The 18,360-nt window shown below is 34.2% G+C and carries 15 protein-coding genes; 10 read left to right on the forward strand and 5 right to left on the reverse strand.

Annotation, left to right across the window (positions count from 1 at the left end):
- Positions 1-22 precede the first annotated feature (22 nt).
- Positions 23-2,206 (forward strand): M1 family metallopeptidase, encoded by a 2,184-nt coding sequence (locus AC5ZCW_RS16770; protein WP_496120905.1) that lies wholly within the window; start codon positions 23-25, stop codon positions 2,204-2,206.
- Between the two features lie 299 nt (positions 2,207-2,505).
- Positions 2,506-3,885, forward strand: a complete 1,380-nt coding sequence (locus AC5ZCW_RS16775; RefSeq protein ID WP_496120906.1) for a Gfo/Idh/MocA family protein — start codon at positions 2,506-2,508, stop codon at positions 3,883-3,885.
- 388 nt (positions 3,886-4,273) lie between these two features.
- Here AC5ZCW_RS16775 and AC5ZCW_RS16780 read toward each other — a convergent pair whose 3' ends face one another.
- From AC5ZCW_RS16780 to guaA, 4 genes are all read right to left on the reverse strand, one after another.
- On the reverse strand, positions 4,274-4,675 hold the full coding sequence (locus AC5ZCW_RS16780; protein WP_111378679.1) for an OsmC family protein: 402 nt from the start codon (positions 4,673-4,675) through the stop codon (positions 4,274-4,276).
- Entirely contained in the window at positions 4,675-6,747 is a 2,073-nt protein-coding gene (locus AC5ZCW_RS16785) for a LysM peptidoglycan-binding domain-containing protein (RefSeq protein WP_496120907.1), read from the reverse strand. Before AC5ZCW_RS16785 ends, AC5ZCW_RS16780 begins: the two co-directional genes overlap by 1 nt.
- Before the next feature lie 93 nt (positions 6,748-6,840).
- A complete protein-coding gene (locus AC5ZCW_RS16790; protein WP_496120908.1) occupies positions 6,841-8,754 on the reverse strand; it encodes a LysM peptidoglycan-binding domain-containing protein in 1,914 nt (637 codons plus the stop codon).
- Between the two features lie 64 nt (positions 8,755-8,818).
- Positions 8,819-10,348 (reverse strand): glutamine-hydrolyzing GMP synthase, encoded by a 1,530-nt coding sequence (gene guaA / locus AC5ZCW_RS16795; protein WP_163411064.1) that lies wholly within the window; start codon positions 10,346-10,348, stop codon positions 8,819-8,821.
- 221 nt (positions 10,349-10,569) lie between these two features.
- Here guaA and AC5ZCW_RS16800 point away from each other — a divergent pair, with 221 nt between their 5' ends.
- Positions 10,570-11,097: a hypothetical protein gene (locus AC5ZCW_RS16800; RefSeq protein WP_496120909.1), complete on the forward strand. Its 528-nt coding sequence runs from the start codon at positions 10,570-10,572 to the stop codon at positions 11,095-11,097.
- Between the two features lie 162 nt (positions 11,098-11,259).
- Here the strand turns inward: AC5ZCW_RS16800 and AC5ZCW_RS16805 are convergent, their stop codons facing one another.
- On the reverse strand, positions 11,260-11,973 hold the full coding sequence (locus tag AC5ZCW_RS16805) for a hypothetical protein (protein WP_496120910.1): 714 nt from the start codon (positions 11,971-11,973) through the stop codon (positions 11,260-11,262).
- Positions 11,974-12,267: 294 nt separating this feature from the next.
- On the opposite strand from AC5ZCW_RS16805, the gene AC5ZCW_RS16810 reads away from it, so the two are divergent.
- From AC5ZCW_RS16810 to AC5ZCW_RS16840, 7 genes are all read left to right on the forward strand, one after another.
- Positions 12,268-13,194, forward strand: a complete 927-nt coding sequence (locus AC5ZCW_RS16810; protein ID WP_343542187.1) for a DnaJ C-terminal domain-containing protein — start codon at positions 12,268-12,270, stop codon at positions 13,192-13,194.
- On the forward strand, positions 13,184-13,489 hold the full coding sequence (locus tag AC5ZCW_RS16815) for a chaperone modulator CbpM (protein ID WP_177210296.1): 306 nt from the start codon (positions 13,184-13,186) through the stop codon (positions 13,487-13,489). The genes AC5ZCW_RS16810 and AC5ZCW_RS16815 overlap by 11 nt, the downstream gene beginning before the upstream one ends.
- Before the next feature lie 150 nt (positions 13,490-13,639).
- Entirely contained in the window at positions 13,640-14,020 is a 381-nt protein-coding gene (locus tag AC5ZCW_RS16820) for a RidA family protein (RefSeq protein WP_496120911.1), read from the forward strand.
- Between the two features lie 142 nt (positions 14,021-14,162).
- A complete protein-coding gene (locus AC5ZCW_RS16825) occupies positions 14,163-15,398 on the forward strand; it encodes a voltage-gated chloride channel family protein (protein WP_496120912.1) in 1,236 nt (411 codons plus the stop codon).
- Positions 15,399-15,596: 198 nt separating this feature from the next.
- Positions 15,597-16,601: a DHH family phosphoesterase gene (locus AC5ZCW_RS16830; RefSeq protein WP_496120913.1), complete on the forward strand. Its 1,005-nt coding sequence runs from the start codon at positions 15,597-15,599 to the stop codon at positions 16,599-16,601.
- An 8-nt stretch (positions 16,602-16,609) separates the two neighbouring features.
- The gene (gldI, locus tag AC5ZCW_RS16835) at positions 16,610-17,266 is read left to right on the forward strand and encodes a gliding motility-associated peptidyl-prolyl isomerase GldI (protein ID WP_496120914.1); all 657 of its coding nucleotides are present in this window, start codon (positions 16,610-16,612) and stop codon (positions 17,264-17,266) included.
- Between the two features lie 13 nt (positions 17,267-17,279).
- On the forward strand, positions 17,280-18,356 hold the full coding sequence (locus AC5ZCW_RS16840; RefSeq protein ID WP_343542191.1) for a peptidylprolyl isomerase: 1,077 nt from the start codon (positions 17,280-17,282) through the stop codon (positions 18,354-18,356).
- Positions 18,357-18,360: the final 4 nt, after the last annotated feature.

An 18,360-nucleotide genomic window follows, 5' to 3' on the forward strand; every position in this document is an offset into this window, starting at 1 on the left:
AGAACTTTCAAAAACAATAAAAATGAAAAACCATTTTTTAAAATATACTTTTTTGGGTCTTGTCGTTTTGATGAGTCCAAAAATTGAGGCACAAAACAAAGCAGAAAAGGTTGATGAATTATCTATTTACCGCGCTACTCCTTTAAAAACACACAATTTAATTCATACCAAATTGGAAGTTTCATTCGATTACGGAAAACGTTATTTATACGGAAAAGAATGGATTACTTTAAAACCGCATTTCTACGAAACCGATTCTCTTAAATTGGATGCAAAAGGAATGGATTTTAAAGAAATTGCTATTATTGACGGCAAAAAAAGTATTCCGTTGCAATACAAATACGATAACGAAGAACTTTCAATCGCTTTAAATAGAAAATACAAAAGCACAGAAAAATATACCATTTTCATTAATTACACTGCAAAACCAGCAGAACTGAAAAGCAAAGCTGGCGAATCGATTACCAACTCAAACGGATTGTATTTTATTAATCCTGACGGAAAAGGTGACAAACCAACACAAATTTGGACGCAAGGCGAAACGGAAGCTTCTTCTTGCTGGTTCCCAACAATCGATAAACCAAATCAGAAAACAACTTCTGAAATTGCGATGACGGTTGAGGCAAAATATACGACGCTTTCAAACGGTAAATTAACCTCGCAAAAAGTAAATAAAGACGGAACAAGAACGGATATCTGGAAAATGGAACAGCCAAATGCGCCTTATTTGTTTATGATGGCCGTTGGTGATTTTAAAATCTATAAAGATTCTTATAACGGTAAAGAAGTCAGCTATTATTTAGAGCCAAAATATGCGCCTTATGCCAAACAGATTTTTTATAAAACGCCAGATATGATGAATTTTTACAGCAAAATGCTTGGTGTAGAATATCCTTGGGCAAAATATTCGCAAATTGTGGTGAAAGACTATTTTGGAGGTGCGATGGAAAATACTTCGGCAACCGTTCATGGTGAATATGTTCAGAAAACAGAACGAGAATTATTAGATGATAATCAAGAAAGCACCATTGCCCACGAGCTTTTTCACCAATGGTTTGGAGATTATGTAACGGCTGAGTCTTGGTCAAACTTAACAATGAATGAATCGTTTGCCACTTTTGGAGAAGTGCTTTGGCATGGGCACGATGCTGGACAAGATGGTGAAGACAGATCTCGTTATGAAAAATTGCAGAATTATTTACGCTCTCAAAAAAATGGTGACAGCCCTATTTTAGCCCGTTTTCATTACAGAAACGCAGACGATATGTTTGACAATATCAGCTATTCTAAAGGTTCGATTATTTTATATGCCATGAAAAACCAAATGGGTGACGAAGCTTTTTTTAAAGGATTAAATCATTATTTAACTACAAATGCTTATAAATCTGGCGAACCGCATCAGTTGCGTTTATCGATGGAAGAAGTGACTGGAAAAGACTGGCTGCCATATTTCGATCAATGGTATTATAATGCTGGAAGTCCGATTCTAGATGTGAGCTACAAATATGCTAATGGGAAAATCATCATTACTATAAATCAATCTCAAGATAGTTCGGTGCAAACCTTTACACTGCCTTTAAAAGTTGATTTTTATGCAAACGGAACTAAAATCAGAAAGGAAATTTTAATTGATAAAAGACAGCAAAGTTTCAGTTTTGACCTTCCTTCAAAACCTGAATTTATAGATTTAGATCCAGATAAAATCCTAGTTGGAGAAGTGAATGTCGATAAAAAAACGGCTGCTGATTATCTTTTTCAATATAAAAATGCTCCATCATATTATAACCGAATTGAAGCTATAAAATTTGCTTCAAAAGACAGAAGTCAGGAGTCACAGCTTATTTTATTAGAAGGCTTAAAAGATCCTCAAGAAGATTTAAGAGCATTGAGTATCAAAGCAATTGATTTAAATGAAAAACAAACCAAAGATCAGGTTTTAAAAACGCTTCTTGATATTGCTAAAAATGACAAAAAAACTATTGCAAGAGCAAATGCTATTGTAAAATTAGCTTCTACAGGAGATGCTTCTTATAAAGCATTGATGGACGAAAGCATTAAAGAACAATCATACAACGTAATTGCTGCAGGATTAACAGGATTAACAAAATATGCACCAGCCGAAGCAGATAAAGCATTGGCTTCATTAGATGACGATACCAAAAAACATGTAACGCCGTTAATGAAAAGATTTAGTAGTCAAAAATAATTATAGGAATTCTTAGAATCTGTTTTGTTTTTGAAAACCTCTCTAATTTGGTTCATTAGAGAGGTTGTTTTTAAAATTACCAACTATAAATAAGATTTAATTTCAACACATAGAAACATAGATTTTTGTTGCTTCTATTTAAGATTAGAGAAAAAGCAAGCTTTAACACATAGTTCTATGTGCTTTAAAATTAGTAAAACGCCTTTTTAAGTTTACAATAACTATGTTTCTATGTGTTAATAATTATATCGAACTAATTAAAATAGAAGCCAATAAGCATTGAATAAAAATACTCATTTATGAAAACTACCTTTTTTAATTCTACTATAGTTCTTTTTCTTTTGTTCGGATGGACAATTTCCTCTGCACAAATGATTAAGACTAAAACTCCTGCACGTGCCAAAGGACAGCAAGATGTATTGCGAATGGCTGCAGATCCAATTCCAACTGTTCGCGTTGCTTTCATCGGACTTGGAATGCGTGGTCCGGGTGCTGTCGAACGTATGACACATATTCCGGGTGTAGAAATTGTAGCGTTGTGCGACATGACTCAAGAAAATACTGCAAAATCAAATGAAATTTTAACGAAAGCTGGTTTTCCAAAAGCACAAGAATTCTACGGTGACGAAAATGCTTGGAGAAAAGCAACAGCCTTGCCAAACGTAGATTTAGTATATGTTGCCACAGATTGGAAACATCATGCCGTAATTGGAGTTCAAGCCATGAAAGACGGAAAACATGTTGCAATAGAAGTTCCAGGAGCTTTAACCATGAAAGAAATCTGGGAACTGATTGATACTTCTGAAAAAACGAGAAAACATTGTATGCAATTAGAGAACTGCGTTTACGATTTCTTCGAACTAACAACATTAAACATGGCACAACAAGGTGTTTTTGGCGAAATTCTTCATGCTGAAGGTTCTTACATTCATGGTTTACAGCCGTTTTGGGGAGAATACTGGAACAACTGGAGAATGGATTACAACATCAAACACCGCGGTGATGTTTATGCGACACACGGTATGGGGCCTGCGTGTCAGGCATTAAATATTCACCGTGGTGACAAAATGAATTTCTTGGTTTCTATGGATACAAAAGCCGTAGGAAATCCTGCTTACATTAAAGAAAAATCGGGACAGGAAATTAAAGATTTTAGAAATGGAGATCATACCATGACAATGATTCGTACCGAAAACGGAAAAACAATCCAAATTCAGCACGATGTGACTTCTCCTCGCCCCTACAGCAGAATGTATCAGTTGAGTGGAACAAAAGGTTTTGCCAATAAATATCCATTGGAAGGTTATGCTTTAGATGGAAAAGAATTAAGTGATGATGTAAAACCAAATCACGAAAAACTGAGCTCACATTCTTTTGTTCCAGAAGAAGTGAAAAAAGCATTGATGGAAAAATACAAACACCCAATTGCCAAAGGAATTGAAGAACAAGCCAAAAAAGTAGGCGGTCACGGCGGAATGGATTTTATTATGGATTATCGTTTAATTCACTGCCTTCAAAAAGGGCTTCCGCTTGATATGGACGTTTACGATTTAGCAGAATGGTCCTGCCTTGGCCCATTAACAGAAATTTCATTAGACCATAATTCAGCTCCTGTTGAAATTCCAGATTTTACGCGTGGAGGCTGGAATAAACTTAAAAAATTAGAGTTTTCAGAATAAATATTATTGGTTAGTTAAAGTGGGGACAAGAGAGCAAAGTAGATGTTGCTCTCTTGTCTGTTTTAGACCGTTCATAAAATTTAAATTGTAAAAAATATGTCGCTCCTCTGGAGCTTTATATTGTAAGCTTCTATTCTATGCTATAAACATTTCGCTTCTCCGAAGCTTGCAAAAAGAGATCTCCTTTAAGTGGACGAACAATATTTCAAAGCCCCAGCGGGGCAAAATATTTATAGCATTTCAGCCGCCTTATTGAAAAAGCTCTAGAGGAGCGACATATTATAATAAACCTCTATTCGTTACTATAAATATTTTGCTTCTCCGAAGCTTGCAAAAAAAAAGAGCTGTCTCTTGAGACAGCTCCTTTATTAAATATTTAAACAAAAAATTAATTCCAATTGAACGTAATTTTCTTTTCAATTTCACTGCTTAAACTTAGAAAAACTGGGCAAGTCATTGCAGCACGTTCTAAAATAGTTTTGCTTTTTTCGTCAGCGTTGCTTTTCATTTGAAATACAATTTCGATTGCTCCAATTCTTCTAGGTTCAGCATTCATAATTTTAGTTACTTCTGCTGTAGATCCAACAAAATCAACTTCTAAATCACGAGCTTTGATTCCCATAATTGTCATCATACAGCTTGCTAATGCGTTTGCTACAGTATCTGTGGGAGAAAATGCTTCTCCTTTTCCGTTATTATCTACTGGTGCGTCAGAAATGATTTCGCTTCCTGATTGCACGTGAATTGAACTTGTTCTTAAATCTCCTAAATAGGTTACTTTTGATGTCATTAATTTGCTACTTTTAAAGTTAAGTCACTATCATAATATAAGATGTAAACGCCTTTATTAGCGTGTCCGCCATCTTCTTTTCTATAATATTGAAATTTATTATCTACTTGCTGAGTCGTCATCAAGTCAGCTGTTTCCTGAAATGTTTTTCCCTGCATCAAACGCATCATCGTGTCAAATGTCACATCGAAACCTCTAGTCGCATAAGTCGTTGGATTAGCCTTGTTTTTCAGACGATACTGTTTTTCATAAATTAAAACTGGCTGTTCGTCGCTCTCACGGGTAACAGATGGATACATCAATTTCAGTTTCACCAAATTATCAAAACTAATTTCATCTGTATCTAATGTGCTGTTTGGTTCCAAAATTACCAATTGGACCTGACATGTTTTCTGAGAATCAAGCAGAGCTTTTATTGTTGCTTTAACCATTGCGGTATTACCTGTTTCCATTACAACATAATTCATTCGATTTGGCAGCAACAAACTTTTTAGATTAGCAACATCTAATCCGCCAGTCTCAGTCAAAGAAGCAAATGCCACCCCTTTTTGATTTTGTTTGATATAATTGATAACCGATTCTTTTTTCTTATCTACTACCGCAACAATATTACCGTTTTTAGAACGCATATAATCAAAAACCGAATTTTTAATTACGTCATTTGAAGGTATAGTTTGGTATAAATTCTCAATCGGATTGGCACTATCTTTTGATAAAGGCGAAATTACAGGAACATTATACGAGCGTAACATGTTTGCTGTCGTTTCTGCGTTACTTTGGTAAAATGGCCCAATTACAGCATCTGCATCTTGAAGTTTCGGAGTCAAACCTACAACATTAGAAGTTGTTTTGGTTTCTTGAGAATCGTAAATAGCAACATCAATTGGCAGTTTTAATGTCTTTGCAGAATCAATCGCCATCAAAGCTCCAGAATAAAAATCTAGAGTCATATTTAAGAACTTATCGTTTTTAATTCTATTAGCCGTTCCAGAAGTATCGCTTTGTACTTTTGCCATATTAAAAGGAAGCAATAAAACTACTTTTTTACGCTCGTTAATCCCTCTTTTTTTGGTCAATTCTACAATTTCTGCATTTTCGTTTTCAGTAGATTTTACTTTATCGACAATCTTAATTCCGCCTCCAGTAGTTTCCATTGGTTTGCTTAATGAAGAATCAGCTGGTTTTTCAGTAGGCACCTGAGCTGCAATAATTGGAGCTGGCGCAATATATCCAGCAGGAACTTTCAAAACCATTCCTTCTTTCACCCCTTCTGAAAGTGACGGATTTAATGCTACTAATTCATCTTGTGTTAAATGAAAAACTCTTCCTAAACTATAAAAAGTTTCTTTTGGCTTTACCTGATAATCCATGTAAGTAACCGCTTTTTTAGAAGCCTCAGCAGTTTTTTTACTTTCAGCAGGTTTTATTGTTTCTGCTGGAACGCTATCCGTTTTTGGTGCTGTTCCTTTTATAGTTAATCTGTAACCAACTGGCAAGCTTGAAACAATATCCGGATTGCGTTTTTCCAATTCGTCAACAGTCATGTTGTACTGTTTTGCAATTCCAAATTTTGTTTCTTTTGGCTGTACGTCATGGTAAACATATTTTTCAGCACCTTTTTCTTTAGTAGGTTTGGCAGCTGTTTTTGGAGTTGTTCCTTTTGCAGGAATAACTAGTTTCTGTCCAATCTGAACTCCTGTTTTTTCTAAAAACGGGTTTGCCGCTTTTAAAGCTTCATCTGAAATTCCGTACTTGTGCTCAATGCTGTAAAATGTTTCTTTAGGCTGCACTTCGTGAATTATTTCTTTTCCTGAAGCTACAGATTTAGTTTCAACAACCTCTTTTTTTGCTTCCCCTGTTTTTGTTGGAATTAAAAGCACAGAGTTTGGCACCAATCCTGTTCTAGCATCTGGATTGAGTTGATAAATATCAAAAGGTGTTACTTTAAATTTCTGTGCAATCTGATTAATCGTCTCACCGCTTGATACTTTATACTTCACCACTTTTTCCTGCGAAAAAGCACTTGAACTAATAAAAAATACAAAGGATAATAATGTTAAATAATATTTCATAATAAGGCTTAAAACAATTTAATTTCTAATTCTAAAATAAGTTTCAATTCTGCTAAAAGCAAAATCCGCGCCGTTTGTTTATTGCAATCAAAATTACCTCAAGTCGATTTCTACTTTGGCAATTATGATTTCTTTATATAACTCATCTTCTTCTTTTTTCTTGCATTTATAAAGCACTTCTTCCATGTTTTCATACTTATCGGTATAAACATAGTACGAAAGACTGTTAATATTGAAAAAGAAACTAGCGTTAAAAGCACCAGAATCAATGAGTTTCATAATAAACTTATCGCGGTCAACTGCGTCTGTAAATATACCTAAAACTAAGTAATACCCGTTTGAAACTTCTCTAAGATTATCATAAACTTCTACTTTTACTGTTTTGTCAGTTCTTAAAGGATTGTCTTTCAATTCCTGTTTCATTTCTTCTAATGAAATTATTTTTGAATTTTCAGCGGTATTATTTTTCTTCTGTTTTTTAACCGCTTCGTCTTGATATTTCTTTAATTTCACCAAAGCCAGTTTATCATCAAATTTTCTAGCTTCCATACTATAATAAGTGGCTTTGCTAATATGCCTTTTTACTTCAATTTTTTTCTGAGTATCCAAAGAATCAATTTTAGCAATCAAAAGCTGATTTTTTTCATCTCCTTTTTGCTGCTCTTCTTTATAGCGTTTAATTTCTTCTAAAGACAGTCGCTGTTGCAAAGGTTCTGTATTTGTCTTTTTTTCACTTTCGCGGATTTTCTTCTTATATTCCTGATTTTCCTCAACAGCAATTTTCTCTACTTTGTTCATCAATCCGGCATAAACTTTTCTGTTTTCAGCCAATTCTTTTTTCAGCTGAGACGATAATTCATTTGTTTTATTGATGCCTTCTGAAGATTGTTTTTCTAATCTTTTCGATTCTTCAACATTCAAAATATCCATTCGCTTCAATTCCTTTAGATCGTCGTTCATTGAACTGACAAGCGAGTCTAATTTTGCCATTAAAACATCCTGAACATTTTTATTGGCTTCTAAAACCAGACGCAATTTTTCAACTGAGTTTTCTTTAGAACCATTCATATCATTCAGATTCACTTTCAAATCATTAATCTTTATAATTTTCTGATTCATTTCTTTCTGAACAACCAAACGGTCTTTCAAATCTTCAATTTCTACTGTTTTGGCTTTTGTTTTTTCTACTACAACCTGTTTTTCAGCCAAAGCCAGCATTAACTCTTCGCTTTCATTTGCTGGTTTTATAGCTATGGTATTGATGGCTAATTTATTCCCAACAATTAATCCGTTTACGATTTCAGGATTTTGAGATTCTAACTGATCGATCGAAATTCCGTATTTCTTTGCAATCGAAAATTTGGTTTCTTTTGGTTCAACAACATGAAAAACCGTTTCCTGATTAATAACACGAACTCTTCCGTCTAAAGTTTTTCTTTTATTGGGAATTGAAATCGTTTGACCAATTTGCAAACCGTTAATTAAAATATCCTTATTTAGGTTTTCTAAATCCTCAACTGAAACATTGTATTGTCTTGCAATACTAAATAAAGATTCTTTGGCTACAACTTGATGTGTACTTTTTGAAGAAACCGCAACTTCAGATTTGGCTTTACTATCTGAATTTTGAGGAATTATTAACTCTTGACCGATTTGAAGTCCGCCAGCCAAAATTTCCTGATTGGCATTCTGAAGTGCTTCAACTGAAACATGATATTGTTTAGACAAACCAAACAATGTTTCTTTTGGTGCAACAATATGGGTTTGCTGCTTTGAAGTTGTGTTTTCTGAGTGGTGAATTGGAATCTTTAAAACCTGATTGTCTTTGATTCCGTTTTGCGATTCAGGGTTGAGTTTGTAAATCTCGTCTACAGAAACCTTGTATTTTTGGGCAATGAAAAAAGCGGTTTCTCCTTTTTGAATTCTGTGTTCAATTATTGCATCTTGTGCAGTTATTTTGTTAAAAGACAAAACAAACACAAGAGAAATCGTTAAAAGTTCTCTCATAAATAGTAGGTTATAAAAAAATTAAGGCCTTACAAATGTAAGACCTTAATTTTAAATTATACTACTATTCCCACTCAATTGTTGCAGGTGGTTTTGAACTAATATCGTAAACTACACGATTCACGCCTTTTACTTTATTGATGATATCATTTGACACTTTCATCAAAAAATCATAAGGTAAATGAACCCAGTCAGCCGTCATACCGTCTGTCGATTCTACAGCTCTAAGCGCTACTACTTTTTCGTAAGTACGCTCATCACCCATAACACCAACACTGTTTACAGGAAGCAAAATTGCTCCAGCCTGCCAAACTTTATCGTATAATCCCCAAGATTTTAATCCTTCGATAAATACAGAATCTACATCTTGTAAAATTCTAACTTTCTCTGGAGTAATATCTCCTAAAATTCTAATTGATAATCCTGGTCCTGGGAAAGGGTGCCTTCCTAACAATTCAGGATCTATTCCTAATGTAGCTCCAACTCTGCGAACCTCGTCTTTAAACAACATTCTAAGCGGTTCTACAATTTTTAATTTCATATAATCTGGCAATCCACCAACGTTGTGGTGCGATTTAATTGTTGCAGATGGTCCTTTTACCGAAACAGACTCGATAACGTCTGGATAAATAGTTCCTTGTGCTAACCATTTTACATCTTCCAACAAGTGTGATTCATCATCAAAAACTTCGATAAATACACGACCGATTGTTTTACGTTTTGTTTCTGGATCACTAATTCCTGCTAATTCGCCAAGGAAACGATCTCCAGCATCTACACCTTTTACGTTCAATCCCATTCCTTTGTATTGATCTAATACATTTTGGAATTCATTTTTACGAAGTAAACCGTTATTTACGAAGATGCAATATAAATTCTGTCCGATTGCCTTGTTTAATAAAACTGCTGCTACAGTAGAATCTACTCCTCCAGATAAACCAAGAACCACTTTATCGTTTCCTAATTTCTCTTTTAATTCTGCTACCATTTCATCAACGAAAGCATTTGGAGTAAAGTTCTGAGGAACTTCAGCAATTTTAACTAAGAAGTTTTCCAGCATTTTCTTTCCATCTGTTGAATGGTAAACTTCTGGATGGTATTGAATTGCATAAGTAGTTTCGCCTTCAATTTTGTAAGCTGCATATTCTACATCATGTGTGCTTGCAAGCTTTACAGCATTTGTTGGAAGCGCTTTGATACTATCGCTATGGCTCATCCAAACTTGGCTATTTTCTGAAACTCCTTCAAAAAAAGTTTCGCCTTCTTTAATGTAAGACAAGTTTGCTCTTCCATATTCTCTTGTGTTTGAAGCAGCAACTTCTCCACCACTAAAGTGTGCTAAATATTGTGCTCCGTAACAAACAGCAAGTAAAGGCATTTTACCTCTAATTTGCGATAAATCAGGATGCGGTGCATCTTCTCCTCTAACAGAGAAAGGGCTTCCTCCTAAAATTACGGCTTTATAACTTGATAAATCACTTGGAATGTGATTGTAAGGAAAAATTTCGCAGAATATATTTAATTCGCGAACTCTACGCGCAATAAGCTGAGTATATTGCGACCCGAAATCTAAAATAAGTACGTTGTGTTGCATGCGCAAAAGTACTTTTTATATTCGAAATTCAAAAATCGGAACGTTGAAAAAATAAATATTTTTTTTCAATGTTCCGATTTTTAGACTGAAAGGTTCTGAGTAGCAAAGGTTCAAAGTTTTTTTTCTTTGCTCCCTTTAAACCTTTGTAACTTTGAACCTCAAAAAAAATCCAAACAATCCAAAAATTCGTATCTAACGAAAAACCGATATTAAATTTAACTATGAAATCAAAAATTATTGCCCTGACAGCTTTCTTGTCCATCTTTTTTAGTTCGTGCGACACTGTTGATGATTTGCTAACTTTTACTATTTCGAACAATGCTTCGATAAAAATTCAAAGCACTTCACCAATTAACTTGCCATCAGAGATTATTACGCCAGAGGTTACAACCAATTCATCTGCTGAATTTGAAAACAACAAAACAAAAGCAAATCTAGTAAAAGATGTAAAGCTTAGATCGCTGAAACTTTCGATTACAGATCCTTCCGATAAAACTTTCACATTTCTAAAATCGGTTCATTTGTATATCTCAACAGCAAATTCAGATGAAATTGAATTAGCGTATGCAGACAATATTAATGTATCGAGCAATTCAGTTGATTTGATTTGTACAGATAAGAGATTGGATGAATACATAAAAGCAGATAGTTACAAAATAAGAACACAGGTAACATTAAAAGAGACTTTAACAAAAGATGTAACGGTAAAAGCAGATATGAAATTTAAAGTTACTGCAGATCCATTCTAGTCTAAGATGCTAAGACACTAAGGTTCTAAGATTCTGAGATTTTAATCAGATTTTATAAAAAAAGGAGATTCTAAAAATAGAACCTCCTTTTTGTTTGTATTAAAGCTTCTGAAAAAAAAACTTAGTATCTTAGAACCTTAGTATCTTAGCATCTTAAAAAAATCACTCTTTCGTAACAATAATAGATGCCTTAAATCCTGCAGCTAGATTATCCCAATAATCATTTGTTACCAGATTACCTTTATCATCAAAGACTTGAATTTCGGCTGTATTTCCTCCTAACGTTCCTATATTTAGGGCTTCAAAATCTAATTTATTAAAGCCTGGTGTAAGATTAATTTTTACTTGCTGAAAATTAGAATCCAGTAAAATTCTATCGCGAATTACGTTGTCATTTGAAGAAACTTTTACCAAATCACCGTCAATTGCTCCGAAATCTCGGAACTTAACAATAAAGAATTCCGATTTGGTTCTAAAATCTCCTAAAGAAATATTTTTCTTTACCAATACTCCACGACCTTCTCTTAGTCCGGCATCTTTTAAAGATTTATCTAAATCTTTCTCCATTTTTGCCACATATCGATCGCCTGGATTAGCAAAATCGGTTTCTGTAGACATGGTAAATTTGCTTTTTTCTTCTCCAATCTGAAATTTTGATTTTGGAGTTATAGTCGTATTTTCAAAAACATTTGGAGTTTTGATTGCTGGCATATCATTAAAATCTGCCTGCGGATCTTTGACTTGAGGAATCGGAGTCTTTTTAGGCTTGGCAGTAAATTTCCCTCCAGGAATAGTTTTAAATTTAGTACTAGACTCTATTTGGGCTGATACAGACAGTGCAGTAAAAAATAATATGAAAAATAAAATGTGCTTCATTGAAAAAAGTATTATCGAATCGCCTTTTATAATTAATATAAATCGAAAGTCCAGCTTCACAAAAATAGTATAATTTACTTACTTGCTACAACTTTAGGAGTTTTATAACATATAATTAAGCTAATTTTTGGAATCAAAAAACCTGCCAAAATTTTTTATTTCAAAAAAAATAAATTTCAATTTTCAAATCTTATAATTCCAAAAATTCACTTTATAAAAACATTCAGCATTTTGATTATTAACAACTTATTCTTAACTTGAAGACTTTATTTACCATTTATAAATCTCAGAAAAATGGATTATATCGATTATTACAAAGTATTAGATGTTACAAAATCGGCTACTGAAGCAGACATCAAAAAAGCATATCGAAAACTGGCAAGAAAATACCATCCTGATTTGAATCCGAATGATAAAGAAGCCGAGAAGAAATTCAAGGAAATAAATGAAGCCAATGAAGTTTTAAGCAATCCTGAAAATCGAAAAAAATACGATAAATACGGAAAAGACTGGAAACATGCTGACGAATTTGAAAAAGCAGGTTACGATCCTAATCAGCAGCAAAGCAGACAGCAGGGCGGCTATCAATATTCTGAAGGTGATTTCTCTGGTTTTGGAGGTGGAGATTTTTCTGGAAGCGACTTTTCAGATTTTTTCAATTCGATGTATGGAGGTGGAAAATCGAGATCGCAGGCTAAATATAGAGGACAGGATTTTAATGCCGAATTGGAACTGGATCTTAAAGCCGCTTATACCACGCACAAACAAAACTTAACTGTAAACGGAAAAAATATTCGAATTACAATTCCTGCTGGTGTAGAAAATGGACAGATTATTAAAATTCCAAATCATGGCGGTCCAGGTGTTAATGGGGGACCAAATGGCGATTTATACATCACTTTTATAATTTCTAACAATTCAGATTTTAAACGAGAAGGCAACAATCTTTATGCCGAAGCTCCAATTGATTTATACACGGCAATTTTAGGCGGAGAAACTTACATCAATACTTTTGACGGAAAGGTAAAAATTAAAGTGCCACCAGAAACACAGCCTGGAACCAAAGTGAAGTTAAAAGGAAAAGGCTTCCCTGTTTATAAAAAAGAAAATCAGTTTGGTGATTTATACATTACATACACTATAAAACTCCCAACAAAACTGTCGAATAAAGAAAAAGAATTATTTGAAGAATTAGCAAAACTCAGAAGTCATGAAAAATAAAAATTTGATCCAGATAAAACAGTTTTGTATTTACCACGAAATTGAAAATACTTTTATAACCGAACTTAACAACTACGGACTCATTCATATTATTACACAAGAAAATGACGAATTTCTGGAACCAGAACAGCTTCCAACGGTCGAAAAAATGATTCGAATGCATTATGATCTTAAAATAAATCTGGAAGGAATTGATGCAATTGCACATTTATTAGATAAGATTGAGGCCTTACAGCAAAATTTAAATACGGTGCAAAACAAGCTTCGGCTTTACGAAGAAAAAGAAACCGAATAACGATTAATATCACAAAAAAGCTTGATTTCTGAATTGATTTCAAGCTTTTTTTAATCGCTGTCAAAACCATAATTCTTAAATTGCAGCATCTTTAATCAACCTGAATTTGCTTTTAAAACCATACAGACAAATTCGCAAAAATTATAAAAAATGAAAAGAGAAAACATCTTAACTGGATCTCCGTGGGAAGACAAAATGGGATATTGCCGTGCCGTAAGAATTGGCAATATTGTGGAAGTTTCTGGAACTGTAGCCATTGTTGACGGCGATAAAGTAAAAGCTGATGACGCTTATGCTCAAACGTATAATATTTTGGAACGAGTAGAAAAAGTTTTAGAAGATTTAAATGTAAGCATGAAAGACGTTATTAGAACAAGAATTTTCACAACAGACGTTTCTACTTTCGAAGAAGTAGCTAGAGCACACTCTGCTTTCTTTAAAGATGTAAAACCAACCACAGGATTTTACGGAATCAATAAATTGGTTGCTCCAGAATATTTGGTGGAAATCGAATTTACAGCTGTAGTATAATATTTTTTTTTTGCCACGAATTTCGCTAATTCCACTAATTATTTTTCTTATGCCACAGATTAACTGGATTAAAATGATTGTTTTTTTCCTTTTAATTCGTGAAAATTGGCGAAATTCGTGGCAAACTTTTTAGAATTCATTAATGACTTCATTAAATCCTAAACAATTCCTGCTCTCTCTTCCAAAATGGATTCTTATCTGTACATTAATAGGTATACTTTCCGGATCGGCTTCAGCATTTTTCTTGGTTTCTTTAGAATGGGTGACACAATTTAGAATTCAGCACGACTGGATTATTTGGCTTTTGCCTTTCGGCGGATTTTTGGTTGGATTGAGTTATTATTATTGGGGAGAATCAGTTGCAAAAGGAAACAATCTTTTACTCGAAGAATACGAAAACCCTAAAAAAGTCATTCCTTTTAAAATGGCTCCTTTAGTTCTTTTAGGAACGCTTTTGACTCATTTATTTGGAGGATCTGCAGGACGCGAAGGAACAGCCGTTCAAATGGGAGGCGCAATTGCCGATCAATTCACAAAGTTTTTCAATCTAAATAATTCAGAACGCCGAATTTTAATCATTCTCGGTATCAGTGCCGGATTTGCTTCAGTATTTGGAACACCTCTTGCGGGAGCTATTTTTGCTTTGGAAGTTTTATATTTCAGTAAAATTAATTTTAAAAGCATTCTCCTTTCATTTTTAGTGGCTTATGCTGCTTATTTTACTGTAGAATTCTGGGAAATTAAACATACACATTACAGTATTCCAATTGTTCCAGAACTTAGTTTAAACAACATTATTTTTACTATAATTGTTGGCATTTTATCTGGATTTGCTGCTCTATTATTTTCAAGAAGCACACATTTATGGGGTTCTCTTTTTTCAAAAAATATTAAGTATCCTCCACTTCGTCCTGTAATTGGCGGTGTAGTTTTGGCTATTGCCATTGCTGGTTTCGGATTTACAAAATTCTCTGGTTTGGGAGTTCCCGTTATTGTCGATTCTTTTTCCAATACAAACCAATGGTACGATTTTCTGCTAAAAATTTTATTCACCGGATTCACGTTAGGAGCTGGCTTTAAAGGTGGCGAAGTAACACCATTATTTTTTGTCGGGGCTACTTTAGGAAGTGCTTTATCAACTGTAATTCCGATGCCAATTGCTCTTTTAGCAGGAATCGGATTTGTTGCGGTTTTCTCAGGCGCAACCCACACTCCTATTGCCTGTACCGTTATGGGAATGGAATTGTTCGGAATTGCTCCCGGAATCTTCATCGCAATTGCCTGCACAATTGCTTATTTTTCTTCTGGTTCTGTCGGAATTTACAAATCTCAAATTGTAAAAGGTGCGAAATATAAATTGTACCAGAGGTTTTTTTAAACGGAGTTTTCAGTCGCAGTCGCAGTTTACACTCTCAGTTTCAAAATAAAAAAATCCGCCCAAATCCGCGTTTTCCCGATAACGATTCAGTTTCATCCGCTTGCATTTTTTTTAACCCTAAAATATCTGAAAACTGAAACTGAAAACTGCGACTAAATATTTTCAGCATTACATTAAAAAAATGTAAATTCGCAAACTATGAAAATACAAGATATTCAAGCAATTCAATTATTGCTTGCTACGCCAAAGAAAATTGCAATTATTCCGCACAGAGGGCCAGATGGTGATGCCATGGGTTCGACTCTAGCCTTATACCATTTTTTACTCAAAAATAATCATCAGCCAACTGTTATTTCTCCAAATGATTTTCCTGATTTTTTAGCTTGGCTTCCAGGTTCAGAAACAGTTAAAGTTTATGAAAAAGACACTCAAAACTGCATTAAAATATTAGAAGAAGCTGAACTTATTTTTACACTAGATTTTAATGCTTTTCATCGTACTGGTGAAATGGAGCATACTTTGGCAAAACTTACAGCACCATTTATCATGATCGACCATCATGAAAAACCTCATGATTATGCTACTTATACGTACTCAGACACTTCTTTCGGATCTACTTGTGAGATGGTTTATAATTTTATTGCCTTTTTAAATAAAAAAGAAGATATAGATAAAACCATAGCAACTTGCATCTATACTGGAATTTTGACTGATTCTGGTTCATTCCGTTTTCCTGGAACTACAGGAAACACGCATAGAATTATTGCCGAATTAATTGATTTAGGAGTTGAAAACACTCAAATTCCGGTTTTACTATACGATAATAGTTCTTTTAGCCGTTTGCAGTTATTAGGCCGTGCACTTCAAAATATGAAAATTTTTGAAGAACATAAAACGTCTTACATGACTCTTACACAGGAAGAACTGGATTCGTTTAACTATGTAAAAGGCGATACTGAAGGAATTGTAAACTACGGATTAAGCATTCGCGGAATTGTTTTTACAGCCATATTTATTGAAAACAAAGAAGAAAAAATAATTAAAATTTCTTTCCGTTCTCAAGGAGGATTTGATGTAAATCAATTTGCAAGAGATCACTTTAACGGAGGCGGACATGTTAATGCAGCTGGAGGAAGATCTGAAGATTCTATGGAAAACACCATTAATAAATTTGAAGATTTAGTAAAAAAACTAAAATTATAGTCCAAATCATGAATTACCTAAAACTTAGCATTTACACTTTGCTTTTTGCTGTTTTAATAAGCAGCTGTAAGCATCATGAAGAAGCCAGAAGACCAATTTCTAGAGCTTCGGGAACATTCATGAAAAAATCGGCAGACCGAAATAAAAAATTAGTGGCCAACGAAGAGGAAGTCATAAAAAAAATAATCAAAAGCAATCCGAAAGTAAAGTATTTTGCCACTCCAAAAGGATATTGGTTTTGCTACGAAGAAAAGAATGCTACAGAAACTCTAGCTCCTAGAAAAGGCGATATTGCCTATTTTAACATGGAAATAAAAGACATAAAAGGCAACGTCATTTATTCAGAATCTGATCTTGGACCTCAAACTTATTATGTAGACAAACAAGACATTATGATAGGGCTGCGCGATGGAATCAAAAGAATGCATAAAAATGAAACTGTTACGTTTTTATTTCCATCACATATGGCTTATGGATATCATGGAGACAATAAAAAAATTGGCACGAACGAATCTTTAATTGTTACCGTTACGCTTAGAAATTTTGTTCCAGATCCAACTGCACAAACAGCAAAACCTGCTGCACAGCCTACTCAAACCGTAACACCAAAACCTGCAGTTGCAAAGCCTGCAGCGCCAGCTAAAAAAGACACATTAACTCAATAAACAATATCTTAAAATGAAAAAGAGTATTTTATTATTACTAATAGCCGTAAGCTCATTTTATTCTTGTAAAGACGATCATAGCAATCTGCCAGATGGTTTATATGCTGACATCGAGACAAACAAAGGTCACATTATTGTAGAACTTGATTACAAAAAAGCCCCAATAACAGTCGCTAACTTCGTGACTTTAGCTGAAGGTAAAAACGAGTTTGTAACACATGAAAACCTTAAAAACAAGCCTTTCTTTGATGGTCTGAAATTCCATAGAGTTATTGAAAGCTTCATGATTCAGAGTGGTGATCCATTAGGAACTGGTTCTGGAGATACTGGTTATAAATTTAAAGATGAATTTTCAGATTTAAAATTTGACAAAGCAGGTGTTTTGGCAATGGCTAATAATGGTCCAGGCACAAACAGCAGCCAATTTTTTATCACACATGTTGAAACTCCTTGGTTAGACGGAAAACATACCATTTTTGGTCATGTTGTAGATGCAAAAGATCAGGAAGTAGTAAACAAAGTGGTACAAGGCGACAATATCGTTTCTATAACTATTATCAGAAATGGTGAAGCCGCTAAGAAATTTGATGCTGTAAAAGTATTCCATGATTATTTTGCTGACATTGCAAAAGAACAAAGCAAATACGCTGGCGTTCAAAAAGCAAAAGTAGATTATTATGCTGCTTTAAAAGCAAAAGCAACTAAAACTACTAGTGGTTTAGAATATGTAATTACAGAAAAAGGAAGCGGTAAAAAACCTGTTGCAGGAAGTCCAATTTACATTCATTACGCTGGTTTCCTTGAAGACGGAACTTTATTTGACGCTAGTATCGAAGAAGTGGCAAAACAATTCGGAAAATACGATCCTGCAAGAGCAGCACAAGGCGGCTACCAACCAATTCAATTTCAAGCTGGCAAAAAAGACGGGTTAATTCCTGGTTTTATTGAAGGAGTTGAACAATTATCTTACGGAGATAAAGCAGTTCTTTTCATTCCATCTCACTTAGCTTATGGAGCAACTGGTGCTGGAGGTGTGATTCCGCCAAATGCTAATATCATCTTCGAAATCCAGATTTCAGACAAACAGTAATTGA

It is taken from the genome of Flavobacterium sp. PLA-DH12 (assembly GCF_059511845.1).

Coding starts and splice junctions, on each gene's coding strand:
- AC5ZCW_RS16770 (WP_496120905.1), top strand. CDS start 23: ATGAAAAACCATTTTTTAAAATATACTTTTTTGGGTCTTGTCGTTTTG.
- AC5ZCW_RS16775 (WP_496120906.1), top strand. CDS start 2,506: ATGAAAACTACCTTTTTTAATTCTACTATAGTTCTTTTTCTTTTGTTC.
- AC5ZCW_RS16780 (WP_111378679.1), bottom strand. CDS start 4,675: ATGACATCAAAAGTAACCTATTTAGGAGATTTAAGAACAAGTTCAATT.
- AC5ZCW_RS16785 (WP_496120907.1), bottom strand. CDS start 6,747: ATGAAATATTATTTAACATTATTATCCTTTGTATTTTTTATTAGTTCA.
- AC5ZCW_RS16790 (WP_496120908.1), bottom strand. CDS start 8,754: ATGAGAGAACTTTTAACGATTTCTCTTGTGTTTGTTTTGTCTTTTAAC.
- guaA (WP_163411064.1), bottom strand. CDS start 10,348: ATGCAACACAACGTACTTATTTTAGATTTCGGGTCGCAATATACTCAG.
- AC5ZCW_RS16800 (WP_496120909.1), top strand. CDS start 10,570: ATGAAATCAAAAATTATTGCCCTGACAGCTTTCTTGTCCATCTTTTTT.
- AC5ZCW_RS16805 (WP_496120910.1), bottom strand. CDS start 11,973: ATGAAGCACATTTTATTTTTCATATTATTTTTTACTGCACTGTCTGTA.
- AC5ZCW_RS16810 (WP_343542187.1), top strand. CDS start 12,268: ATGGATTATATCGATTATTACAAAGTATTAGATGTTACAAAATCGGCT.
- AC5ZCW_RS16815 (WP_177210296.1), top strand. CDS start 13,184: ATGAAAAATAAAAATTTGATCCAGATAAAACAGTTTTGTATTTACCAC.
- AC5ZCW_RS16820 (WP_496120911.1), top strand. CDS start 13,640: ATGAAAAGAGAAAACATCTTAACTGGATCTCCGTGGGAAGACAAAATG.
- AC5ZCW_RS16825 (WP_496120912.1), top strand. CDS start 14,163: ATGACTTCATTAAATCCTAAACAATTCCTGCTCTCTCTTCCAAAATGG.
- AC5ZCW_RS16830 (WP_496120913.1), top strand. CDS start 15,597: ATGAAAATACAAGATATTCAAGCAATTCAATTATTGCTTGCTACGCCA.
- gldI (WP_496120914.1), top strand. CDS start 16,610: ATGAATTACCTAAAACTTAGCATTTACACTTTGCTTTTTGCTGTTTTA.
- AC5ZCW_RS16840 (WP_343542191.1), top strand. CDS start 17,280: ATGAAAAAGAGTATTTTATTATTACTAATAGCCGTAAGCTCATTTTAT.